Genomic DNA, 17,821 nt, shown 5'->3' with positions numbered 1-17,821 from the left:
TCATGGCGTCAGCCGGGACCGAAACGGCTACTGCCGGTAGGACTCCACCTCCGACACCGGCCGCGCCGAAGCCTGATCCGGGTCCTCGTCGAACTCGACCCGCGCCCGCCGCTGCCGCAGCAGGTCCCAGCACTGGTCCAGCTGCTGCTCCACGCTCGCGAGCCGGGACCGGTCGTCCGAGCTGAGCCCGGTGCCGATCGCCCGCGAACGGAGTTCGTGCTCCTCGCTGACCAGTTCGTCGATCCGGCTGAGGATGTCCCCGTCGGCCATACGCACCTCCCGCGAAACGTGGGTTGCTCCATCCGAGACGCTACGCGCAATCCCGGGAATGCGCGTCCCGCCCGATTCGTTACGCCGGGCATGAGCACTGTGGAGCTGACCGCCGCCAACTTCGACCAGGTCGTGTCCGACAACGACTTCGTCATCATCGACTTCTGGGCCGGCTGGTGCATGCCGTGCCGTCAGTTCGCGCCGACCTACGAGAAGGTGTCGGAGAACCACGACGACATCGTGTTCGCGAGTGTCGACACCGAGGCCGAGCAGCAGCTGGCCGCCGCCTTCGACGTGCGCTCGATCCCCACCCTCGCGGTCATCCGCGACAAGACGGTGATCTACGCCCAGCCGGGCGCGCTGCCGGAGAAGACGCTCGAAGACCTCATCCAGCAGGCGCGCGACATCGACATGGACAAGCTCAAGGAAGAGGCCCAGGAGGCCTGACGAGCACGAAGAAGGGGCCCTGCCCGGCGGATTTCGCCGGGCAGGGCCCCTTTGTACTTCAGCGGAACAATGCCACTCGGGACCGGGTCAGCCCTTGGTGGCGAGTCCGCGCAGGAAGAACGCCAGGTTCGCCGGGCGTTCCGCCAGCCTGCGCATGAAATAGCCGTACCATTCGTCGCCGTAGGGGACGTAGACGCGCATCGTCTCGCCGTCGCCCGCGATCCGGCGCTGCTCTTCGGGACGGATCCCGTACAGCATCTGGAATTCGTGGTCGTCCGCCTTGCGGCCCGCGTCCGCCGCGAGCTTCTCGGCGATCGCGATCATCCGGGGGTCGTGCGAGGCGACCATCGGATAACCCTTGCCCTGCATGAGGATCTTCAGGCAGCGCACGTAGGACTTGTCCACTTCGGACTTGTCCTGGAACGCGACCTCCTCGGGTTCGGCGTACGCGCCCTTGCACAGCCGGACGCGGGATCCTTCGACCGCCAGGTCGCGGCAGTCCTGCTCGGTGCGCCGCAGGTAGGCCTGCAGCACCGCGCCGACCCACGGGTACTCGGTGCGCAGTTCCCTGAGGATGCCCAGCGTCGAGTCGGTGGTGGTGTGGTCCTCCATGTCGAGGGTCACCGTGGCACCGACCGCTTCGGCCGCCGCGCAGATCTTGCGGGCGTTCTCCAGCGCGACCTTCTCGCCGTCGGCGGGCAGGAACTGGCCCACCGCGGACAGCTTCACCGACACGTCCGCGCCGAACGCGAGGCCGTCGGCCGCCAGCGCGGTCAGCAGTTCCTCGTAGGCGCGGACGGTCGTCGCGGCCTGCTCGGCGTCGGTGGTGTCCTCGCCGAGGTGGTCGAGGGTGACCCGGAGGCCGTCGTCGGCCAGTTCGCGGACCACCCGGGCGGCGTCGGGCGTCTTCGCGCCGGCGACGAACCGGCTGACCACCGATCGGGTGGCGGGGACGACCTCGACCAGCTTGCGCATCCGCTGGGATCGAGCGGCGGCGAGCAACGGGGCACGCAACATCACGAACTCCTGGTTCTCAGCCCTGGTGGGGGTAACGGACGCTGGTGGGCGGGACGAAGGTCTCCTTGACCGAGCGCGGGCTCGTCCAGCGGAGCAGGTTGAACACCGAACCGGCCTTGTCGTTGGTGCCGGACGCGCGGCCGCCGCCGAAGGGCTGCTGGCCGACGACCGCGCCGGTCGGCTTGTCGTTCACGTAGAAGTTGCCGGCGGCGAAGCGCAGCGCCTCGGACGCCTTCGCGACGGCGGTGCGGTCGTTCGCGATGACCGCGCCGGTCAGCGCGTAGTCGGCGGTCTCGTCGACCAGCTTCAGCACGTTGTCGAAGTCCTCATCCTCGTACACGTGGAGCGCGAGGATCGGACCGAAGTACTCGGTACGGAAGATCTCGTGGTCCGGGTTGCCCGACACCAGGATCGTCGGGCGCACGAAGTAGCCGACGCTGTCATCGGCGGTGCCACCGGCGATGACCTCGATCTCGGGGTCCTCGGCCGCGTTCTTCAGTACGGCGGCGTGCTTGTCGAAGGCGCGGCGGTCGATCACGGCGCCACCGAAGTTGGTCAGGTCGTTGACGTCGCCGTAGGTGATGGCCTCGGTCTCGGAGACCAGTTCGTCCTTCAGGCTCGCCCAGAGCGACCGCGGGACGTAGGCGCGGGACGCGGCCGAGCACTTCTGGCCCTGGTACTCGAAGGCGCCGCGGATCAGCGCGGTGCGCAGGATGTCGACGTCGGCGGAAGCGTGCGCGAGCACGAAGTCCTTGCCGCCGGTCTCGCCGACCAGGCGCGGGTACGTGCGGTAGCCGGAGATGTTGGCGCCGACGGTGGCCCACAGGTGCTGGAAGGTCGCGGTCGAACCGGTGAAGTGGATCCCGGCCAGGTCGCGGTGGGTCAGGGCGACCTCGGAGACGGCCTTGCCGTCACCCGGCAGCAGGTTGATCACGCCCGGCGGCATACCGGCTTCTTCGAGCAGCCGCATCAGCATGTGCGCGGCGTAGCTCTGCGTCGGCGACGGCTTCCACAGCACCACGTTGCCCATCAGCGCGGGCGCGGTCGGCAGGTTGCCGGAGATCGCGGTGAAGTTGAACGGGGTGATGGCGTACACGAAGCCCTCGAGCGGACGGTGCTCCATCCGGTTCCAGATACCGGGCGAGCTGACCGGCTGCTCGGCGAGGATCTGACGGCCGAAGGCGACGTTGAAGCGCCAGAAGTCGATGAGCTCGCAGGCGGAGTCGATCTCGGCCTGGAAGGCGGTCTTCGACTGGCCGAGCATGGTGGCGGCGTTCAGCTTGGCGCGCCACGGGCCGGCGAGCAGGTCGGCGGCGCGCAGGATGATGGCGGCGCGGTCGTCGAAGGACAGCGCGCGCCAGCCGGGAGCGGCGGCCTTGGCGGCGGCGATCGCGTCGTGGGTGTCCTGCGCGGTCGCGCTGTGGATGACGCCCAGCACCGCCTTGTGGTTGTGCGGCTGGACGACCTCGATCTTCTCGCCGCCGCCCTTGCGCTGCTCACCACCGATCGTCGCGGTGATGTCGATGGGGTCGGCGTTGCCCAGCAACTTGAGCGCGCCCTCGAGTTCAGCGCGCTCAGCGCTGCCCGGCGCGTAGTTCAGCACCGGCTCGTTCTTCGGGGCGGGGGTCTGGGTCACGGCGTCCACTGACTGCTCCTGACTTCACTTCGCCGGATAGAGGTCTCACCCCGAACGGTAGACCGGACGGCTTCGCCACGGCTTGTTCGACTGGCTAGAATCGGGGTGACCATCTTGTCCGATCGGCTTAATTCGGTGATGACCTGACCACGGATACGACCACAGGCGCCTCGCTCCGGCATGTCCTCGCCACGCTCGGGGAACCGCTGGTCAGGGTGCTCGCGGCCCCCGGCGGGCTCGGCGTCCAGGTGGAGGACGTCGTCATCCACGATCCGGAGGATCCACCCGACGCCCATCCGGGTGACCTCGTCCTGGTGATCGGCGCTCGCGGACGCTCGGCCTCCGGCGCGATCCGGGCGGCGGGGCGGTCCGGGGCGGCCGCCGTCGCGGTCAAGGCCGGCTCGGCCGTCGTCAACGTCGCGGCCGACGCGGGGATCGCGCTGATCGAGGTCGGCCACGAGGCACGCTGGGAGCAGGTCGAAGCACTGGCCAGGGGCGTGGTCGACGCGGCGCGCGCGGGTGGCGAGGCGGACAGCGGCGAGGTGCTGGGCGATCTGTTCTCGCTCGCGCAGACCATCGCGACACTGACCGGCGGTCTGGTCAGCATCGAGGACACCGCGAGCCGTGTGCTGGCCTATTCGCGGGCGGGCGACGAAGTGGACGAACTGCGCCGGCTTTCGATCCTCGGCCGCGAAGGCCCGGAACGGTATCTCGCGATGTTGCGTGAATGGGGTGTCTACCAGCGGCTTCGCGCCGGTGAAGGCATCGTCCGCATCGACGAGCGGCCCGATCTCGGCATCCGGCGGCGGATCGCGGCCGGGATCCACGCCGGATCGCAGCCGCTGGGCACGATCTGGGTCCAGGAGGGCGCGCATCCGCTCACCGAAAGCGCGGAGGTCGCGTTGCTCGGGGCGAGCCGGGCGCTGGCGCCGCAGCTGATCCGCCACCGGACGCTGCCCAGCCCCGAACTCCGGCTGCGCGAGGATCTGCTGGCGGGCCTGCTCGACGGCCGCGTCGACGCCGAGTCCGTCGCCGACGACATCGGCGCGGATCCCGGGAAACCCGCCATGGTGCTGGCGTTCTCGCTCCCCCGCGACCGGGCCGCGACCGACCGGCAGCTGCGGCGCGCCGAGCTGGTGCACCTGATCACCGTGCACACCGCCGCGTACCGGCGGAGCGCGCTGGTGAGCGTGATCGGCGGCCGGGTCTACGCGCTCCTTCCCGACCTCCCCGAGCACGCGGAAGCGCGGATCCTGGCGCTGGCCAAGGAAATCGTCGGTACCGCGCAACGGCATCTCGACGTCCGGGTGCGCGCGGCGCTCGGCGGTGCCGTGCCCCGGCTCTCGGACGCGGCGGCCTCGCGCGGCGACGCGGACCGCGTGCTGGCGACGATGGCGCGCGGGCACGAGACCGCGGACGTCGCCTCGCTGGCCGACGTCCGCGCCGAAGTCCTGCTCTCGGAGGTACTCGCGTTCCTCGGCGAGCAGCCGAGGATCCGCGATCCTCGGCTGACCGAACTGATCGCGCACGACGCGGAGCACGGCGGGATCCTGGTGCCCGCCGTGCTCGCGTACCTCGACGCGTTCGGGGACGTCCGGCGCGCGGCGCGCGAGCTGAACATCCATCCGAACACGGTCCGGTACCGGGTGCGCCGCGCCGGCGAGGTGTCCGGGATCGACCTGGACGACCCCGCTCAGCGCATGCTCACCCAGCTCCTCTTGCGCCTCTAGGGTTTCCCGTCCCGCATTCAGTCCTCTGGATGCGGTCCTTGCGTGTGCAAGTACCGCATTCAGAGGACGAAACGCGTGGGGTCAGGCCAGGGTCAGGCTGAACCGGCGGTTCTGGACGTCCAGTTTGTCCAGCCGCACCGCGACGGCCGCCCCGGCGGCGAACGGGCCGGTTCCGCCGACGGTCGGCAGCAGCCCCTCCATCCCGGGGGCCACTTCGACGAACGCGCCGAACGGCAGCACCCGCGTGACGACTCCGTCCAGAACGCCGCCATCGGCGTGCGCGACGACGAACTCGCGCCAATTCTCGGTGGGAGACATGCGATTCACCTCCTTTCCGCGCATGGTCCACAGGGGGGACACCTACGCGGAGGCGGGCTGCGGGCCCGCGCGGAGATCAAGCGGCGGCCGGGGAACCCGTCCGCTCACGGCACGAGGCCGACCCGGCAGTCATGGCCGTGACCCTAGCAAAGGTCACGACACGGCCGCCAAGCTGCGAAGGTCGGCGACCTCGGCCAGCGCGCGATAGGACTCCAGCCGCTCCGCCTGGTCGAAAGTGCTGGTGGTCACCAGGATCTCGTCGGCGCCGGTCTTGGTGACGAGGTCCGCCAGCCGGTCGCCCACCTCGTCCGGGGTGCCGGCGAGCTGACCGTCGAGCGCCCGGTCCAGCCGGTCCCGGTCGCGGTCCGACAGCGGCCCGGTGAGGATCTCCTCCACCGGCGACAGCGGCGGGAAGACACCGTGCGTGCGCGAATAGACGGTCGACCACGCTTCGGGGATCAGCAACCGCCGGGCCCGTTCGGCCGTCTCGGCGACCGCGATGGCCGTGGACACCACGACGTACGGCCGCGAAGCCTGCGCCGAAGGCCGGAACCCGGACCGATACCCCTCGATCGCATCGAGCAGCGGACCCTCGCCCCGGACCGGCGCGATCACCAGCGGCAGCCCCAGTTCCGCGGCGAGCCGCGCCCCCGCTCCGGTGGCCAGCAGGAACGCGGGCACGCGCAGACCTTCCGCCGGGATGGCGTGCACGCCCGGATACGTCGTCTGATCGCCCGCGAGGAAGCCCAGCAGTTCGCGGACCTGCTCGCCGAAGCGGTCGGCGTCGTCCTTCTCGTGCCCGAGCGCCTGCCGCACCCCGCCGGTGAACCCGACGGAACGCCCCAGCCCCATGTCGATCCGGCCGGGGAAGAGCGATTCGAGCACGCCGAACTGTTCCGCGACCACGAGCGGCCGGTGGTTGGGCAGCATCACGCCGCCGGTGCCGACCCGGATCCGCCCGGTCGCCGAGGCGACCGCCGCGGCCAGGACGGTGGGCGCCGAACCGGCGACACCGGGCACGCTGTGGTGTTCCGACACCCAGAACCGGTGATAGCCCAAGGCTTCGATGTCCCGCGCGAAGGCGACCGTGTCCCGCAAGGCGCGGGGCGCGTCGCCGCCGCGGCGGGTCGGGGACCGGTCCAGTACCGAAAGCGTGATCACCCTCGGGTCAACGCGTCCGGGCCCGGCGGGCATTCCCCGCTCAGGGGCGCCAGCGCTCGCTGTAGTCCGGGTGGTCGGCGTGCGGCAGCGCCAGCAGCCGCAGGGTCAGGCACCAGTTCGTGCCTGCCTCGTCGGCGGGCACATGGCACGTCTCGCACCAGTACTCGTTGCCGTACAAGGGGAATCCCGGGACCTTCTCCGAAACCGTGGTGCGATGCGCCTGCAGGAGCCGCCGGGTCGCCTCGATCTCGTTGATCATCTGATTGACCGCGTCGAGTTCGATGTCGTTGAGCGAGCGGATCTTCTTTTCGATGACGACCTTGGTCTCACCACGATTGAGCGATTCGTTGATCTCGGTTTTCTTGACCGCCTGCATGATCAACGCCTGGCGTTGCCCCACACGCGCGGCGAGGAAGGCGATCAGGTCGTCCACGGGTACTCCTTCGTCTCCCCCAGCCTAGTGTTCGGAGGGAAATGTCGCTGGCAGGAAGCCCTGCGTTACGGCTGAGTCCCACGCGTCACACAGTCTCGTATCGGTCACGGGTGGAGCGGTAACAGGTTTCTAGATCGACACGAAAGCGCAATCACTCCGCGAGCAAAACGAAGAAGACACGGATGGCGGGCGCGAATTTGTCACCGATACCGCACACCTCGTCACGAAATGCGTTCCCCGTCGTGGCGGGCCTCGCCGTCGCGCTCACTTTGGGCGCCGGCACCGGTGTGGTGGCGGCCACCCGGCCGGGTGAGCCCGTCGCCGCGCCGGCCACTCCGGCGACGGTGACCGTCACGGCGGAGGCCCCGCCCGCGCCGACCGTGACCGTCCCGGCACCGCCGGTCACCTCCGGACGCACGGCCGTCGCTTCCCTCGCGGACCGCTTCGCCGACGGGACCTATCTGGTCGGCACGGACATCCGAGCGGGCTCGTACCGCTCCCCCGGACCGGCACCGGGCGGAAACGGGCACTGCTACTGGGCGCGGCTCCGGCCCGAAGGCGCGTCGAAGATCGTGGCCGACCAGCTGACCACGGGCGCCGCGCGATTCACCGCGCGCAAAGGCGAGTACGTCCAGGTCGCGGGGTGCGAGTTCACCCTGTCCTAAGTGTCGTCGCGCGCCTTGCTCGGCTGGACACGCTTCGGCTCACCGGGCATCTTCGGATAGTCCGGCGGATACGGCATCTCGCCGAGGCCGTGGTCGCGTTCGTCCCGCGCGTACCAGTCCAGCAGCGTCTCGATGCCGAACGCCTGCTCGTCCATCGGCGCGTGGAGGTCGCCGCGCTCGGCGTAGAAGGCGCCCGCGGTGAGGACGTCGAAGTCGTCGGGATCGACCTCGGTCAGCAGATCCCAGGTCAGCGGCGTCGACACCGTCGCCCGTGGGGTGCCGCGGACCGACCAGGACGACGCGACCGTGCGATCGCGCGCCGCCTGGTTGTAGTCGATGAAGACCCGGCCGCCGCGTTCTTCCTTCCACCACGCGATGGTGGCCTTCTCCGGGATCCGGCGCTCGACCTCGCGGCCCAGCGCGATCACCGCGTGCCGGACGTCGATGAAGTCCCATTCCGGCCGGATCCGCACCAGGACGTGCACCCCGCGGCCGCCCGAGGTCTTCGGGTAGCCGGTCAGGCCCGCCGAGCCGAGGACCTCGCGGACCACGCCCGCGACCTCGACCGCGTCGGAGAAACCGGCCTCGTCCGGCGGATCCACGTCGATGCGGAGTTCGTCGGGATGGTCGACGTCGGGCCGCCGCACCGGCCATGGGTGGAAGTCGAAGGTGCCCAGGTTCGCCGCCCACGCGAACACGGCGGGTTCGGTCGGGCAGACCTCCTCGGCCGTCCGGCCCGACGGGAAGGTGATCTTCGCGGTCTCCACCCAGTCCGGGGCGCCCTTCGGCACGCGCTTGGCGTAGAACCACTCGCCCTCGACGCCGTCGACGTAGCGCTTCAGCGTCGTCGGCCGCTCCCCGATCGCGCGCAGCAACGGCACGCCGACCGCGACGTAGTGCTCCACGACCTGGCGCTTCGTGATCCCCCGGGCCGGGAAGTACACCTTGTCCGGGCTGGACACCCGGACCTTGCGTCCGCCTGCCTCGACCTCGATCGGCTCACCGTTCTTGGGCATGCGCCCACCGTATCGCCGATCAGGGCCGGGGATCGGTCTCCAGGATTGCCATGCTGATCGCGTCGTGCCATTCGCCGTCCCACCACAACGCGTCGCGTTGGAGACCTTCGCGGACGAACCCGGACTTCTCGTAGACCCGCTGCGCACGGGGGTTGAAGTCGAAGACCTCGAGCGAGACACGATGGAGGCCGACGACGTCGAACGCGAAGTCCAGGATGAGCTTCGTCGCCTCGGTGCCGTATCCCTTGCCGAAGACGTCGGGCCCGGTCAGGGCGATCCGGAACGAGGCCGAGCGGTTGTCCGCGTCGACGTCGTTGAGCACGACGTCTCCTAGATAGACGCGGTCGTCCTTGCGCAGGATCGCGTAGTCGGCCCGGTCGTCGAGGCCCGGCCGGGACGAGAGCCAGGTGCGGATCTGCTCCTCGGTGAACGTCGCGTGCGTTCCGGTGAACCGGGTGCCCTCCGGTTCGTGCACCGCCTGCCACGCGGGTTCGGAATAGGTCTCGTCGAGCTGCGTGAGCACGACGTTCTCGCCGGTGAGTTCGGGCTGCTCCCGCAGCGCCTCGGTGTCGATCACGGCGGACACGGTACGGTGGACGCGGTGTCCGGGCGTACCAAATTAATCCTCGCGCTCGCCGTACTCGCCCTGTTCGTGGCGGCGGCGGTGCTGCTGCCGATCCCGAGTCCGGCCGGGTTGCGGGCCTGGGCCGCCGAGACCGGACCGGCCACACCGCTGGTGTTCTTCCTGGTCTATTCGGTGCTGACGGTGGCGCCGATCCCGCGCACCGTGTTCAACCTGGCCGGCGGGCTGCTGCTCGGCGCCACGACGGGGATCGTCGTCGGCATCCTGGCGACCACGGTCGCCTCGGGGCTCTCGTTCGCTCTTTCGCGGGCACTCGGCCGCGATCTGGTCACCCGGCACCTGCACCGGGCGAAGGTCCGCGCGGTCAACGACCGGCTTTCGGACGGCGGAGTCCTGGCGATCACCTCCTTACGGCTGATCCCGATGGTGCCGTTCGCTCCGTTCAGTTACCTGTGCGGAGTGTCATCGGTCCGTTTCGCCCCGTATCTGATCGGGACCGCGCTCGGCAGCCTGCCGGGTACGGTCGCCGTCGTCGTCCTCGGCGACGCACTGACCGGGGAAACACCTCCCGCCCTGCTGATCTGTTACGCCGTCTTCGCCGCCGCGGGGGCCATCGGGCTGGTCAAGGTCTTCCGGCGCAAGGCCCCTCCGCTACCCGAACCGAGCGGCGAGGAAGAATTGCCCGCCTCCGCACCGGCGAGCTGACGGGGAGCCGAAACCGCCGCCCGCTACACTCGATCGGGTGCGCGGGACCTGTCAGGCCGCGTAACGCCACCATCACCCGGAGAATGTGTCAGGAGCAGTCGCCATCGACACCGGTCAGCTGATCGCTGGGCACTATCGCCTGGTCGAGCAAATTGGTAGCGGTGCCATGGGGGTGGTCTGGCGTGCCATCGATGTCCGCCTCGAGCGCTCGGTGGCGGTCAAGCAGATCCTCCCGCAGCCAGGTGTCTCCGAGGCCGAACGCGACAACATGCGCCAGCGCGCCATGCGCGAGGCGAAGAACGCGGCCCGGTTCCAGCATCCGAACGCGATCGTGGTGTTCGACATCGCCGAGCACGGCGGCGACCCCTGCCTGGTGATGGAGTACCTGAACGGCCCGAGCCTCTCGGCGATCATCTCCGACGAAGGCACGCTGCCGCTGGGGCGCGTCGCGAAGATCGGCGAGCAGGTCGCGTCGGCACTGGTCGCCGCGCACCGCGCCGGGATCGTGCACCGCGACGTCAAACCGGGCAACATCCTGATCGACGAGTCCGGCACCGCGAAGATCACCGACTTCGGCATCTCCCGCGCGGCGGGTGACATGACGCTCACCCAGACCGGCCTGATCGGCGGCACCCCGGCGTACCTCGCACCCGAGCTTGCGCGCGGTTCGGACCCGGTGCCCAGCTCCGACGTCTTCGCGCTCGGCGCGACGCTCTACCAGGCGATCGAGGGCCAGACGCCGTACGGGAACAGCTCCAACCAGCTCGCGCTGCTGTACGCGGCCGCGAACGGCCAGATCAACCCGCCGCAGCAGGCGGGTGCCGCGACCGCGCTGCTGATGAGCCTGCTGCGCACCGAGCCGACCGAGCGCCCGAGCATGGCCGAGGCCAGGGAGCGCCTCGCCGCGCTGGCGGCGAACGAATCCGGTGCGGGCACGGCCGCCTCGCCGCGGCTTTTCGGAGCGGGCGGCGGTAGACAGCCCGCCGTGCCCGAGACCCCCGGACACGGCATCCCCGGCGGAGACCGCCCGCCGTGGCAGCGGACCGACAAGCCGGCCGCCTCCGCCGCGGCTCCTCCGCAACCCACCAAGACCCACACGCCGACCGCCGCGTTCATCCCGATGCGCTCGCCGTCCGCCCCGCCGAACACCCCGCCGCGTCCGGTCGCCGCGATGAGCCCGCCGCCGTCCGCGGCCGCCCCGATGCGGCCGTCACCCGCCAAGCCGACCGACGCGAAGCGCAAGGCCGTCCTGTTCGCGGGCGCCGGTGCCGCGGTCGTGGTGATCGCCGTGATCGTGTTCCTGATCCTGAACTCGAGCAACGGGGGCAACACCCCGGGTGGGAACAACGCCGGGGCGAACCCGCAGCCGGGCACCTCGGCGCCCAAGTCGAGCGCCCCGTCCTCGTCGCGTCCCGCGCCTGCGGGCCTGGGGAAGACCCCCAGCGAAAAGGTCACCAGCTACTCCAGCGTGGGCAGCTTCCTCCTGGACTTCTTCGACACCGGCAAGATCGGCACGTCCGCGAGCTGGAACAAGCTCACTGACGCGGCGAAGGCCGTGTACGGCTCCGAGCAGGCTTTCGCCGAATACTGGGCCGCGCACAAGGTCACCGGCTCCGAAAAGGCACGAGCCGACAGCGGCGGCGGAAACCCCGACGGGTCGATCGACATGAACATCACGATCAACGGCGGCCCGCGGCCGGCGCTGCGCGTGGTCCAGGTCGGCGGGCAGTACTACATCGACGCCGACACGCGAGTACTCGGCAATTGACGCAGCGTGGCGGGGGTGAGACCCGCCTCGCTGGTGGTAGGCCAATCGCCGATCGTGGCTTACTGTTGCCGGTATGGCCGATAGCGGACCTTTCGGACCTCGCCAGAATCCTCGCTTCCAGGAAGACCTGGTAGGCCTCGACCCGCACGACCCCGAGGCCCGGGCCTTCGCCGAGCACCTGGACCGCATCGAGCGCTGCGGGCCGAACTTCACCGTGGAGGCCTGCCTCGACGGTGTCTCCGATTTCGCCGACTCCAGCAACCGGCTCGGCGGCCTGCGCTGGTGGGTTTCGGCACTGGTCGTGGTCCTCATCGTGCTCGGCGTGATGGTCACCGCATGGGACATCATCGGCCGGGCCATCGCGTGGCTCGCGGGGTAACGTGGAACCGGTGAAAGGCATGAAACCCGTTGTCGGAGCCACGCCGCGCGTGGTCAAGTCCGAGCAGGAATGGCGGGAGCAGCTCAGCCCCGACGAGTACGCCGTCCTTCGCCAGGCGGGCACCGAGCGCCCCTTCACCGGTGAGTACACCGATGAGAAGACCACCGGTGTCTACCAGTGCCGAGCCTGTGGCGCCGAGCTGTTCCGCAGCGACACGAAATTCGAGAGCCACTGCGGCTGGCCGTCGTTCTACGACCCGGCCGACACCGACGCCGTCCTCCTCCGCGAGGACACCACCATGGGGATGCGCCGGATCGAGGTGCTGTGCAAGTCGTGCCACAGCCACCTCGGGCACGTCTTCGAAGGCGAGGGTTACGCCACGCCGACGGATCAGCGGTACTGCATCAACTCGATCTCGCTGAAGCTCGTTCCCGAGTCGTAACCGAACGAAGCGAACCACCGCCCTTCTCGACGCGTTCACGAGGAACAAGAACAGCGTCGGGGAGGGCGGTGTCCTATGAACGACCCTTGGGGGATCTCCGGACCGGCTTTCGCGTGGCTGTACGGAGTCTGTGCCGTACTGCCGGTCGCGCTCGCCGTGGCGAACGAGTGGTGGCTGCGCCGTGACACCGGTGCCAGGACGGTGCCCGGTCTCTATCACCTGGCCGCGTTGGCGGACGGCGCGGAGCGGGTCACCGACACCGCCGTCGCGGGCCTGATCGCGAGGCACTCCCTGCGGCCGGACGGACGCGGCCTCCTGCACCCGGTCGAGCCGGCCCCCGCCGACCCCTTCGAGCGCGCGGTCGTCTCGCTCGTCCACGGCAACGGGACCGGCCTGCGTGAGCTGCGCTCGAAGATGGCTCGGCACGAGGCCGTCAGGGCATTGCGCGCCGATCTCGAACAGCGTGGCCTGCTGGTCTCCGAGAAACACCGCCGGCTGGGCTGGCAGTACGCGATCGCCTTGTCCGTGGCCGTCTTGGCCTTGGGGATCGCGCGGCTGGCGAACGCCGTACCGCTGCACCGGCCGGTCGGTGCCCTCGTGATCCTGATCGTCGGCGTGATCGGCGCGATCGGCCTGGCCGCGTGGCGGCAATGGCCGGACGGCTCCGGCCGGGCGACCGCCGCGGGCACGCTGGCGCTCCGGTACGGCGACTGGGATCGCGGCCTGGCCCGCACCGCGGCCAGGCAGGTGGCGCTCAACGGCTGGCAGGCCTTCCCGGACAAGGTCGTCGCGATCACGCTGATCAGGACCGGCGGCACGAAGGCCAGGCTCTTCGCCGGTACGGCGAGCACGTGCGGCGGAGGCGGCATGTACGTCGCCGGTTCCTCGTGCGGCGGCGGAGGCTCCTCGTGCGGCAGTGGAGGTTCTTCCTGCGGCGGCGGCGGTGGAGGCGGCTGCGGCGGCTGACGGCCCAACTGCCGTCGCCGGACTCCGCGCCGGATGCTCGAATCACGGAACCACGATCGGACCGCGCGGCGTCCGACTACGGTAAGTGCACCTGCTCGTGAAAGGCCCGTGCGATGGAATACACCTGGGGCATCCCCGGACCCACGTTCCTGACGATCTACGCCATCCTGCTGGTGTTCCCGGTGGTCGCCGGTCTCGTGTGGACGATCGCGGCCAAGCTGGGCACCAGAACCCCGAGCGCCGAGGTGAGCGGGCCGCAGCCGACGGTATACGAGTTCGCCTATCTCGCCGGCGGCTCGGACCGGGTGGTCGACACGGCCATCGCGGCGCTAGTCGACCGCGGGACCTTGCGGGTCAGCAGCGCGAAGCAGCTCCAGCTCACCGGTCCCGAGCCTGCCGACCCGATCGAGAAGGCCGTCGCCAAGAGCGCGCGGCCGGGGCACAACGCCACGACCCGCGGCATCCGTGACCGGCTGCGGCTGTCGGGTCCGATGCAGGCGCTCGCCAAGGATCTGGAGGGACGCGGGCTGGTCGTCGTCGATCAGGGGCCACGGATCCGCCGGGTCGTGTACTTCCTGTACCTCGCCGTACTGATCTTCGGTGTGGTGCGCCTGATCGCCGGGCTCGCCGGCGACCGCCCGGTCGGATTCCTGATCCCGATGCTGATCGCGGCCGGGGGCGCGACCCTGATCGCCCGTGCGCTCAAGAACAAGCGGCCGGGCCCGCGGCCGACCGCCGAAGGCAACCGTGTCCTCCACAAGGCCAGGTCCGCCCACGGGCGGGAGCGCAAACGCGGCATCCCGAACGGACCGGGCTACGTCGGCGGCGCCGTGCTGGGTGGTGCCGCGGCGGCGGTCGCGTTCGGCGGCCTCGCCTCTTACCCCGACGAGGAGCTGAGCGCGGCCCTGATCCCGCCGCAGGTCTCCAGCGGTTTCGGCGGCGGTTCGTCCGGCGGCGGTTCTTCGTGCAGCAGCGGCGGGAGCTCCTGCAGCAGCGGCGGGAGCTCGTGCAGCAGCGGCGGCAGCTCCTGCGGTGGAGGCGGCGGCTGTGGCGGCTGACGGGCCCGGCAGGCTCGGGATCGGCATCGGCTGGCGGCACGAGCTCGACCTTTCGATCGCGCGGCTGCCAGGCGTCGACTGGGTCGAGGTCGTCGCCGAGAACCTGCACGCCCGGCATCTGCCGGAGACCCTGGTCGCCTTGCGCGACAAGGGAATGCCGGTCCTTCCGCACGCGGTCTCGCTGTCGCTGGGCGGAGCCGAACCGCTGGACACCGCGCGCGTCGAGCATCTCGCGGAGGTCACCCGCGAGCTCGGCGCACCGCTGGCCAGCGACCACGTGTGCTTCGTGCGCGCGGGCGGCCTCGACTCGGGCCATCTGATGCCGCTCCCCCGCACCCGGGAGGCGCTCGACGTCCTGGTGGACAACGTCAAACTGACGCAGTCCATCGTGGAGGTCCCGTTCGCGCTGGAGAACATCGCGGCGGTACTGGAATGGCCGGACGCGGAGTTCACCGAGTCGGAGTTCCTGCGGGAGCTCACCGACCGGACCGGCTGCCTGCTGATCGTCGACGTGGCCAATCTGTACGCCAACGCCCGCAACCTCGGCACCGATCCCGAGCGGTTCCTCGACGAGATCCCGTGGGAGCGCCTGGCGTACACCCATATGGCGGGCGGTGTCGAACGGGACGGCGTCTATCACGACACGCACGCCCATCCGGTGGTGCCGGAGGTCCTGGACCTGCTGCGCGAACTGCGGCGGCGCACCGAACCGCCCGGCGTCCTGCTGGAACGCGACGACGACTACCCGCCCGACACCGAACTGGCGGCGGAGCTGGCCGCGCTGCGGGAAGCGGTCTCGCCGTGACGTCGCCCCGGGAGCGGCTCGCCGGGCAGCAGGCGGAGCTGCTCAAGGCGCTTCTCGCCGGAGGCGACGCCCCGGCGGGCTTCGACGCGGACCGGCTCCGCATCGAGGCGAACGTCTTGCGGAACAAGCAAAGCAGGCTGGCCGCCTACCTCCGCCCGGACCTCGCCGAAGCCCTCGGTGACCGGTTCGCCGCGCTCTTCCGCGAGTACGCGACGAGCCGTCCGAAGACCGACGCGATCCGCGCGCGGGCCTATGCGGACGCTTTCGGCACGTGGCTCGTCGAGCGCGGCGAGGTCCCGAAGCCCCGAGGCCGGTTCACACGCTGGCTCCGCCGCATTTAGTCCTCTGAATGCGGTTTCACCAAACCGCGCGGTCGCTCCCCGGTACGTGCGTCGCTTCCGTCCATTGTGGATTCGAGCCCGGCAGGGTGCCCGCCATCTTCACCCGGGTGACCCGGCCGAGCTGGCCGTCGACGTCTTCGAGCCACTCGCCGCCGTCGAACCCGGCGGGTCCGGCTTCCTTACGCCCCAACGAGTTCAGCCACTCCCCCGTCCCGGCGAGCGAGGTGCGGACGTGCTGGCTGCCCCCCTCGGTGGCCGCCCGTCGGACGGCGGTCATGATCGCCGCCGCGGTGAGCCAGCCGGTCGCGTGGTCGAGAGCCTGCACCGGAAGCGGTCCCGGGCCGTCGAGCCCGGCCGCCTTGCCGCCCTCGTCCGCGATCCCGGACGCCATCTGAACCAGGCTGTCGAACCCGCGCCTGCGTGCCCACGGCCCTTCCCAGCCGTAGGCGGACAGGTCCGCGATCACGATGCCCGGCCGCAGCTCGGCGATCGCTTCCGGGGAGAAACCCTTGGCGGTCAACGAACCCGGCCGGAAACCCTGCAGCACGACGTCGGCGCGGGCGATCAGTTTGCGCAGCCGCGAGCGCCCGGCTTCGGTCTCCAGGTCGACGTACGCCGAGAGCTTCCCCATCCCGGTGTCGACGGCCAGCGGCGGCACGGTCGGCAGCTGCGCCGAACCGATGTGCATGACGGTCGCCCCGTGCGCGGCGAGCACGCGGCCCGCGACCGGCCCGGCGATGACGTGGGTCAGGTCCAGGATCCGCACCCCGCCCAGCGGCCGGTCGGATTCGAAGAGCCGCACGGGTTCCGACTTCCCGAGCGGCCGGATGTCGGCGACCGGCAACGCGCTCGACGCCTGTCCCTGCTTGTGCGCCAGCCACTCGTCACGCGTGCGCAGCACGGCCGCGGCACCACCCGCGCCGACCACGGCCGACTCGACCTCGTACTTCGACTTGGCCGCCACGACCTTCTCGAACGCCGCGCGGGTCGCGGGAACGCCGAGCCCCCAGCACACGGCGGACACGTGGCGCGGGTAGTTGCAGTGCAGCCGCACCCAGCCGTCGTTCGCGCGGTAGTCGCCGGACAGCGGCGCGCTGAACGGCACCGGCTCCCCGTCGACGCGGACGTACTGCTCGCTGTGGAACGACGCGGCGGCGTGCCGGGTGTCGACCGAGACCTTGCCCGGCTCGATTCCCCGCAGCCGCAACAGTTCCCCGGCCGCGAGCGTCGCCGCGGCGATACTCGTCGTGGCCGCCTCCTCGACCCGGAAGGTCCCGGGCAGCACCGACTCGGGGCCGGTGATCTCGACGGCGTCTTCGGCGAGGGCGTCGCCGGTGAGCGTGGTCCAGACGCGGGTGTCCACGGAGGCCTTCACTAGGGCAGGAGCGCGATCAGCTCGGCGGGCGCCACCTTCGTCCCGGTGTAGAACGGGATCTCCTCGCGCACGTGCAGGCGGGCCTCGGTGCCGCGCAGATGACGCATCAGATCGACGATGCGGTGCAGTTCGTCGGCCTCGAAGGCCAGGATCCACTCGTAGTCGCCCAGCGCGAACGACGCGACCGTGTTGGCGCGGACGTCCGGGTAGTCGCGGGCCTCCTTGCCGTGGTCGGCGAGCATCTTGCGGCGCTCGTCGTCCGGCAGCAGGTACCACTCGTAGGAGCGCACGAACGGGTAGACGCAGATGAACTTGCGGGCCTCTTCACCGGCGAGGAACGCCGGGATGTGGCTCTTGTTGAACTCCGCCGGGCGGTGCAGCGCGACCTGGCTCCACACCGGCGCCGACGCGCGGCCGAGCGGGGTGTGCCGGAAACCGCTGTACGCCGCCTGGACCTGCTCGATCTCCTCGGCGTGCCACCAGATCATGTAGTCGGCGTCGGCGCGCAGCCCGGAGAGGTCGTAGACACCGCGGACGACGACGCCCTTGGCCTCCAGCGCGTCGAGGTACTCGGTGGTCTCCGCGGTCGCCTTCGTGCGGTCTTCGCCGAGCTTGCCCTGCTCGGCCCGGAAGACCGACCAGGCGGTGTAGCGGATGGTGTCATTGAGCTCGTTGTAGTTCAGCCGCGCCATACCGCCATCTTGGC

At 70.5% G+C, this 17,821-nt stretch carries 21 protein-coding genes; 11 read left to right on the top strand and 10 right to left on the bottom strand.

Annotation, left to right across the window (positions count from 1 at the left end; translation table 11 throughout):
• Window positions 1-27: 27 nt before the first annotated feature.
• Complete coding sequence (locus AMK34_RS24670) at window positions 28-270, bottom strand: DUF2630 family protein (RefSeq protein WP_037343824.1); 243 nt, start codon at window positions 268-270, stop codon at window positions 28-30.
• A 90-nt stretch (window positions 271-360) separates the two neighbouring features.
• On the opposite strand from AMK34_RS24670, the gene AMK34_RS24665 reads away from it, so the two are divergent.
• Window positions 361-717, top strand: coding sequence for a thioredoxin family protein (locus tag AMK34_RS24665; protein ID WP_038515702.1), 357 nt, complete (start codon window positions 361-363; stop codon window positions 715-717).
• A gap of 87 nt (window positions 718-804) precedes the next feature.
• Here AMK34_RS24665 and AMK34_RS24660 read toward each other — a convergent pair whose 3' ends face one another.
• A complete protein-coding gene (locus AMK34_RS24660; RefSeq protein ID WP_038515704.1) occupies window positions 805-1,734 on the bottom strand; it encodes a proline dehydrogenase family protein in 930 nt (309 codons plus the stop codon).
• Between the two features lie 16 nt (window positions 1,735-1,750).
• Window positions 1,751-3,379 carry an L-glutamate gamma-semialdehyde dehydrogenase gene (gene pruA, locus AMK34_RS24655; RefSeq protein ID WP_073846924.1) on the bottom strand — a complete coding sequence of 543 codons (1,629 nt, stop codon included), beginning with the start codon at window positions 3,377-3,379 and terminating at the stop codon, window positions 1,751-1,753.
• Between the two features lie 206 nt (window positions 3,380-3,585).
• Between pruA and AMK34_RS24650 the strand changes: the two genes are divergently transcribed.
• Window positions 3,586-5,100, top strand: coding sequence for a PucR family transcriptional regulator (locus AMK34_RS24650; protein WP_073846923.1), 1,515 nt, complete (start codon window positions 3,586-3,588; stop codon window positions 5,098-5,100).
• Window positions 5,101-5,181: 81 nt separating this feature from the next.
• Here AMK34_RS24650 and AMK34_RS24645 read toward each other — a convergent pair whose 3' ends face one another.
• From AMK34_RS24645 to AMK34_RS24635, 3 genes are all read right to left on the bottom strand, one after another.
• Window positions 5,182-5,418, bottom strand: coding sequence for a S1 RNA-binding domain-containing protein (locus AMK34_RS24645; protein WP_038515710.1), 237 nt, complete (start codon window positions 5,416-5,418; stop codon window positions 5,182-5,184).
• A 153-nt stretch (window positions 5,419-5,571) separates the two neighbouring features.
• Entirely contained in the window at window positions 5,572-6,612 is a 1,041-nt protein-coding gene (locus AMK34_RS24640; RefSeq protein WP_073846922.1) for an LLM class flavin-dependent oxidoreductase, read from the bottom strand.
• A gap of 7 nt (window positions 6,613-6,619) precedes the next feature.
• Window positions 6,620-7,012 (bottom strand): DUF6221 family protein, encoded by a 393-nt coding sequence (locus tag AMK34_RS24635; protein ID WP_016333007.1) that lies wholly within the window; start codon window positions 7,010-7,012, stop codon window positions 6,620-6,622.
• Window positions 7,013-7,254: 242 nt separating this feature from the next.
• On the opposite strand from AMK34_RS24635, the gene AMK34_RS24630 reads away from it, so the two are divergent.
• The gene (locus AMK34_RS24630) at window positions 7,255-7,677 is read left to right on the top strand and encodes a hypothetical protein (protein ID WP_073846921.1); all 423 of its coding nucleotides are present in this window, start codon (window positions 7,255-7,257) and stop codon (window positions 7,675-7,677) included.
• Here AMK34_RS24630 and AMK34_RS24625 read toward each other — a convergent pair.
• Both AMK34_RS24625 and AMK34_RS24620 read right to left on the bottom strand, forming a co-directional pair.
• A complete protein-coding gene (locus AMK34_RS24625; RefSeq protein ID WP_038515716.1) occupies window positions 7,674-8,693 on the bottom strand; it encodes a DNA polymerase domain-containing protein in 1,020 nt (339 codons plus the stop codon). The two genes, AMK34_RS24630 and AMK34_RS24625, sit on opposite strands and share 4 nt — an antisense overlap.
• Before the next feature lie 19 nt (window positions 8,694-8,712).
• Window positions 8,713-9,270: a GNAT family N-acetyltransferase gene (locus AMK34_RS24620; RefSeq protein ID WP_083650002.1), complete on the bottom strand. Its 558-nt coding sequence runs from the start codon at window positions 9,268-9,270 to the stop codon at window positions 8,713-8,715.
• A gap of 24 nt (window positions 9,271-9,294) precedes the next feature.
• On the opposite strand from AMK34_RS24620, the gene AMK34_RS24615 reads away from it, so the two are divergent.
• The 8 genes from AMK34_RS24615 (at window position 9,295) to AMK34_RS24580 (ending at window position 15,740) form a co-directional block, all read left to right on the top strand.
• Window positions 9,295-9,981, top strand: a complete 687-nt coding sequence (locus AMK34_RS24615) for a TVP38/TMEM64 family protein (protein WP_038523855.1) — start codon at window positions 9,295-9,297, stop codon at window positions 9,979-9,981.
• Between the two features lie 166 nt (window positions 9,982-10,147).
• On the top strand, window positions 10,148-11,749 hold the full coding sequence (locus AMK34_RS24610; protein ID WP_241832866.1) for a serine/threonine-protein kinase: 1,602 nt from the start codon (window positions 10,148-10,150) through the stop codon (window positions 11,747-11,749).
• Between the two features lie 73 nt (window positions 11,750-11,822).
• Window positions 11,823-12,128 carry a hypothetical protein gene (locus AMK34_RS24605; protein ID WP_038515722.1) on the top strand — a complete coding sequence of 102 codons (306 nt, stop codon included), beginning with the start codon at window positions 11,823-11,825 and terminating at the stop codon, window positions 12,126-12,128.
• A gap of 19 nt (window positions 12,129-12,147) precedes the next feature.
• Window positions 12,148-12,570 (top strand): peptide-methionine (R)-S-oxide reductase MsrB, encoded by a 423-nt coding sequence (msrB, locus tag AMK34_RS24600; RefSeq protein WP_034318341.1) that lies wholly within the window; start codon window positions 12,148-12,150, stop codon window positions 12,568-12,570.
• Window positions 12,571-12,645: 75 nt separating this feature from the next.
• Window positions 12,646-13,536 carry a TIGR04222 domain-containing membrane protein gene (locus AMK34_RS24595; protein WP_073846918.1) on the top strand — a complete coding sequence of 297 codons (891 nt, stop codon included), beginning with the start codon at window positions 12,646-12,648 and terminating at the stop codon, window positions 13,534-13,536.
• Window positions 13,537-13,649: 113 nt separating this feature from the next.
• Window positions 13,650-14,594, top strand: coding sequence for a TIGR04222 domain-containing membrane protein (locus tag AMK34_RS24590; protein WP_073846917.1), 945 nt, complete (start codon window positions 13,650-13,652; stop codon window positions 14,592-14,594).
• Window positions 14,584-15,399, top strand: coding sequence for a DUF692 domain-containing protein (locus AMK34_RS24585; RefSeq protein WP_073846916.1), 816 nt, complete (start codon window positions 14,584-14,586; stop codon window positions 15,397-15,399). The genes AMK34_RS24590 and AMK34_RS24585 overlap by 11 nt, the downstream gene beginning before the upstream one ends.
• Window positions 15,396-15,740, top strand: a complete 345-nt coding sequence (locus tag AMK34_RS24580) for a hypothetical protein (RefSeq protein WP_073846915.1) — start codon at window positions 15,396-15,398, stop codon at window positions 15,738-15,740. The genes AMK34_RS24585 and AMK34_RS24580 overlap by 4 nt, the downstream gene beginning before the upstream one ends.
• Window positions 15,741-15,756: 16 nt before the next feature.
• On the opposite strand, the gene AMK34_RS24575 is transcribed toward AMK34_RS24580, so the two are convergent.
• Together AMK34_RS24575 and hemQ are read right to left on the bottom strand one after the other, a co-directional pair.
• Entirely contained in the window at window positions 15,757-17,103 is a 1,347-nt protein-coding gene (locus AMK34_RS24575) for a CoA transferase (protein ID WP_073847177.1), read from the bottom strand.
• 11 nt (window positions 17,104-17,114) lie between these two features.
• The gene (gene hemQ, locus AMK34_RS24570) at window positions 17,115-17,807 is read right to left on the bottom strand and encodes a hydrogen peroxide-dependent heme synthase (RefSeq protein ID WP_038515732.1); all 693 of its coding nucleotides are present in this window, start codon (window positions 17,805-17,807) and stop codon (window positions 17,115-17,117) included.
• Between the last annotated feature and the right edge of the window lie 14 nt (window positions 17,808-17,821).

Source organism: Amycolatopsis sp. CB00013, from assembly GCF_001905755.1.
Classification (GTDB): Bacteria; Actinomycetota; Actinomycetes; order Mycobacteriales; family Pseudonocardiaceae; genus Amycolatopsis; species Amycolatopsis japonica.
Note: the sequence above shows the minus strand (reverse complement) of the source record. Positions and strands in the feature narration are given on the sequence as shown.

Excerpts from the sequence above, each read along its gene's own strand:
- AMK34_RS24670 (WP_037343824.1), bottom strand. The coding sequence starts at position 270 with ATGGCCGACGGGGACATCCTCAGCCGGATCGACGAACTGGTCAGCGAG.
- AMK34_RS24665 (WP_038515702.1), top strand. The coding sequence starts at position 361 with ATGAGCACTGTGGAGCTGACCGCCGCCAACTTCGACCAGGTCGTGTCC.
- AMK34_RS24660 (WP_038515704.1), bottom strand. The coding sequence starts at position 1,734 with ATGTTGCGTGCCCCGTTGCTCGCCGCCGCTCGATCCCAGCGGATGCGC.
- AMK34_RS24645 (WP_038515710.1), bottom strand. The coding sequence starts at position 5,418 with ATGTCTCCCACCGAGAATTGGCGCGAGTTCGTCGTCGCGCACGCCGAT.
- AMK34_RS24640 (WP_073846922.1), bottom strand. The coding sequence starts at position 6,612 with ATGCCCGCCGGGCCCGGACGCGTTGACCCGAGGGTGATCACGCTTTCG.
- AMK34_RS24625 (WP_038515716.1), bottom strand. The coding sequence starts at position 8,693 with ATGCCCAAGAACGGTGAGCCGATCGAGGTCGAGGCAGGCGGACGCAAG.
- AMK34_RS24610 (WP_241832866.1), top strand. The coding sequence starts at position 10,148 with ATGGGGGTGGTCTGGCGTGCCATCGATGTCCGCCTCGAGCGCTCGGTG.
- AMK34_RS24605 (WP_038515722.1), top strand. The coding sequence starts at position 11,823 with ATGGCCGATAGCGGACCTTTCGGACCTCGCCAGAATCCTCGCTTCCAG.
- msrB (WP_034318341.1), top strand. The coding sequence starts at position 12,148 with ATGAAACCCGTTGTCGGAGCCACGCCGCGCGTGGTCAAGTCCGAGCAG.
- AMK34_RS24595 (WP_073846918.1), top strand. The coding sequence starts at position 12,646 with ATGAACGACCCTTGGGGGATCTCCGGACCGGCTTTCGCGTGGCTGTAC.
- AMK34_RS24590 (WP_073846917.1), top strand. The coding sequence starts at position 13,650 with ATGGAATACACCTGGGGCATCCCCGGACCCACGTTCCTGACGATCTAC.
- hemQ (WP_038515732.1), bottom strand. The coding sequence starts at position 17,807 with ATGGCGCGGCTGAACTACAACGAGCTCAATGACACCATCCGCTACACC.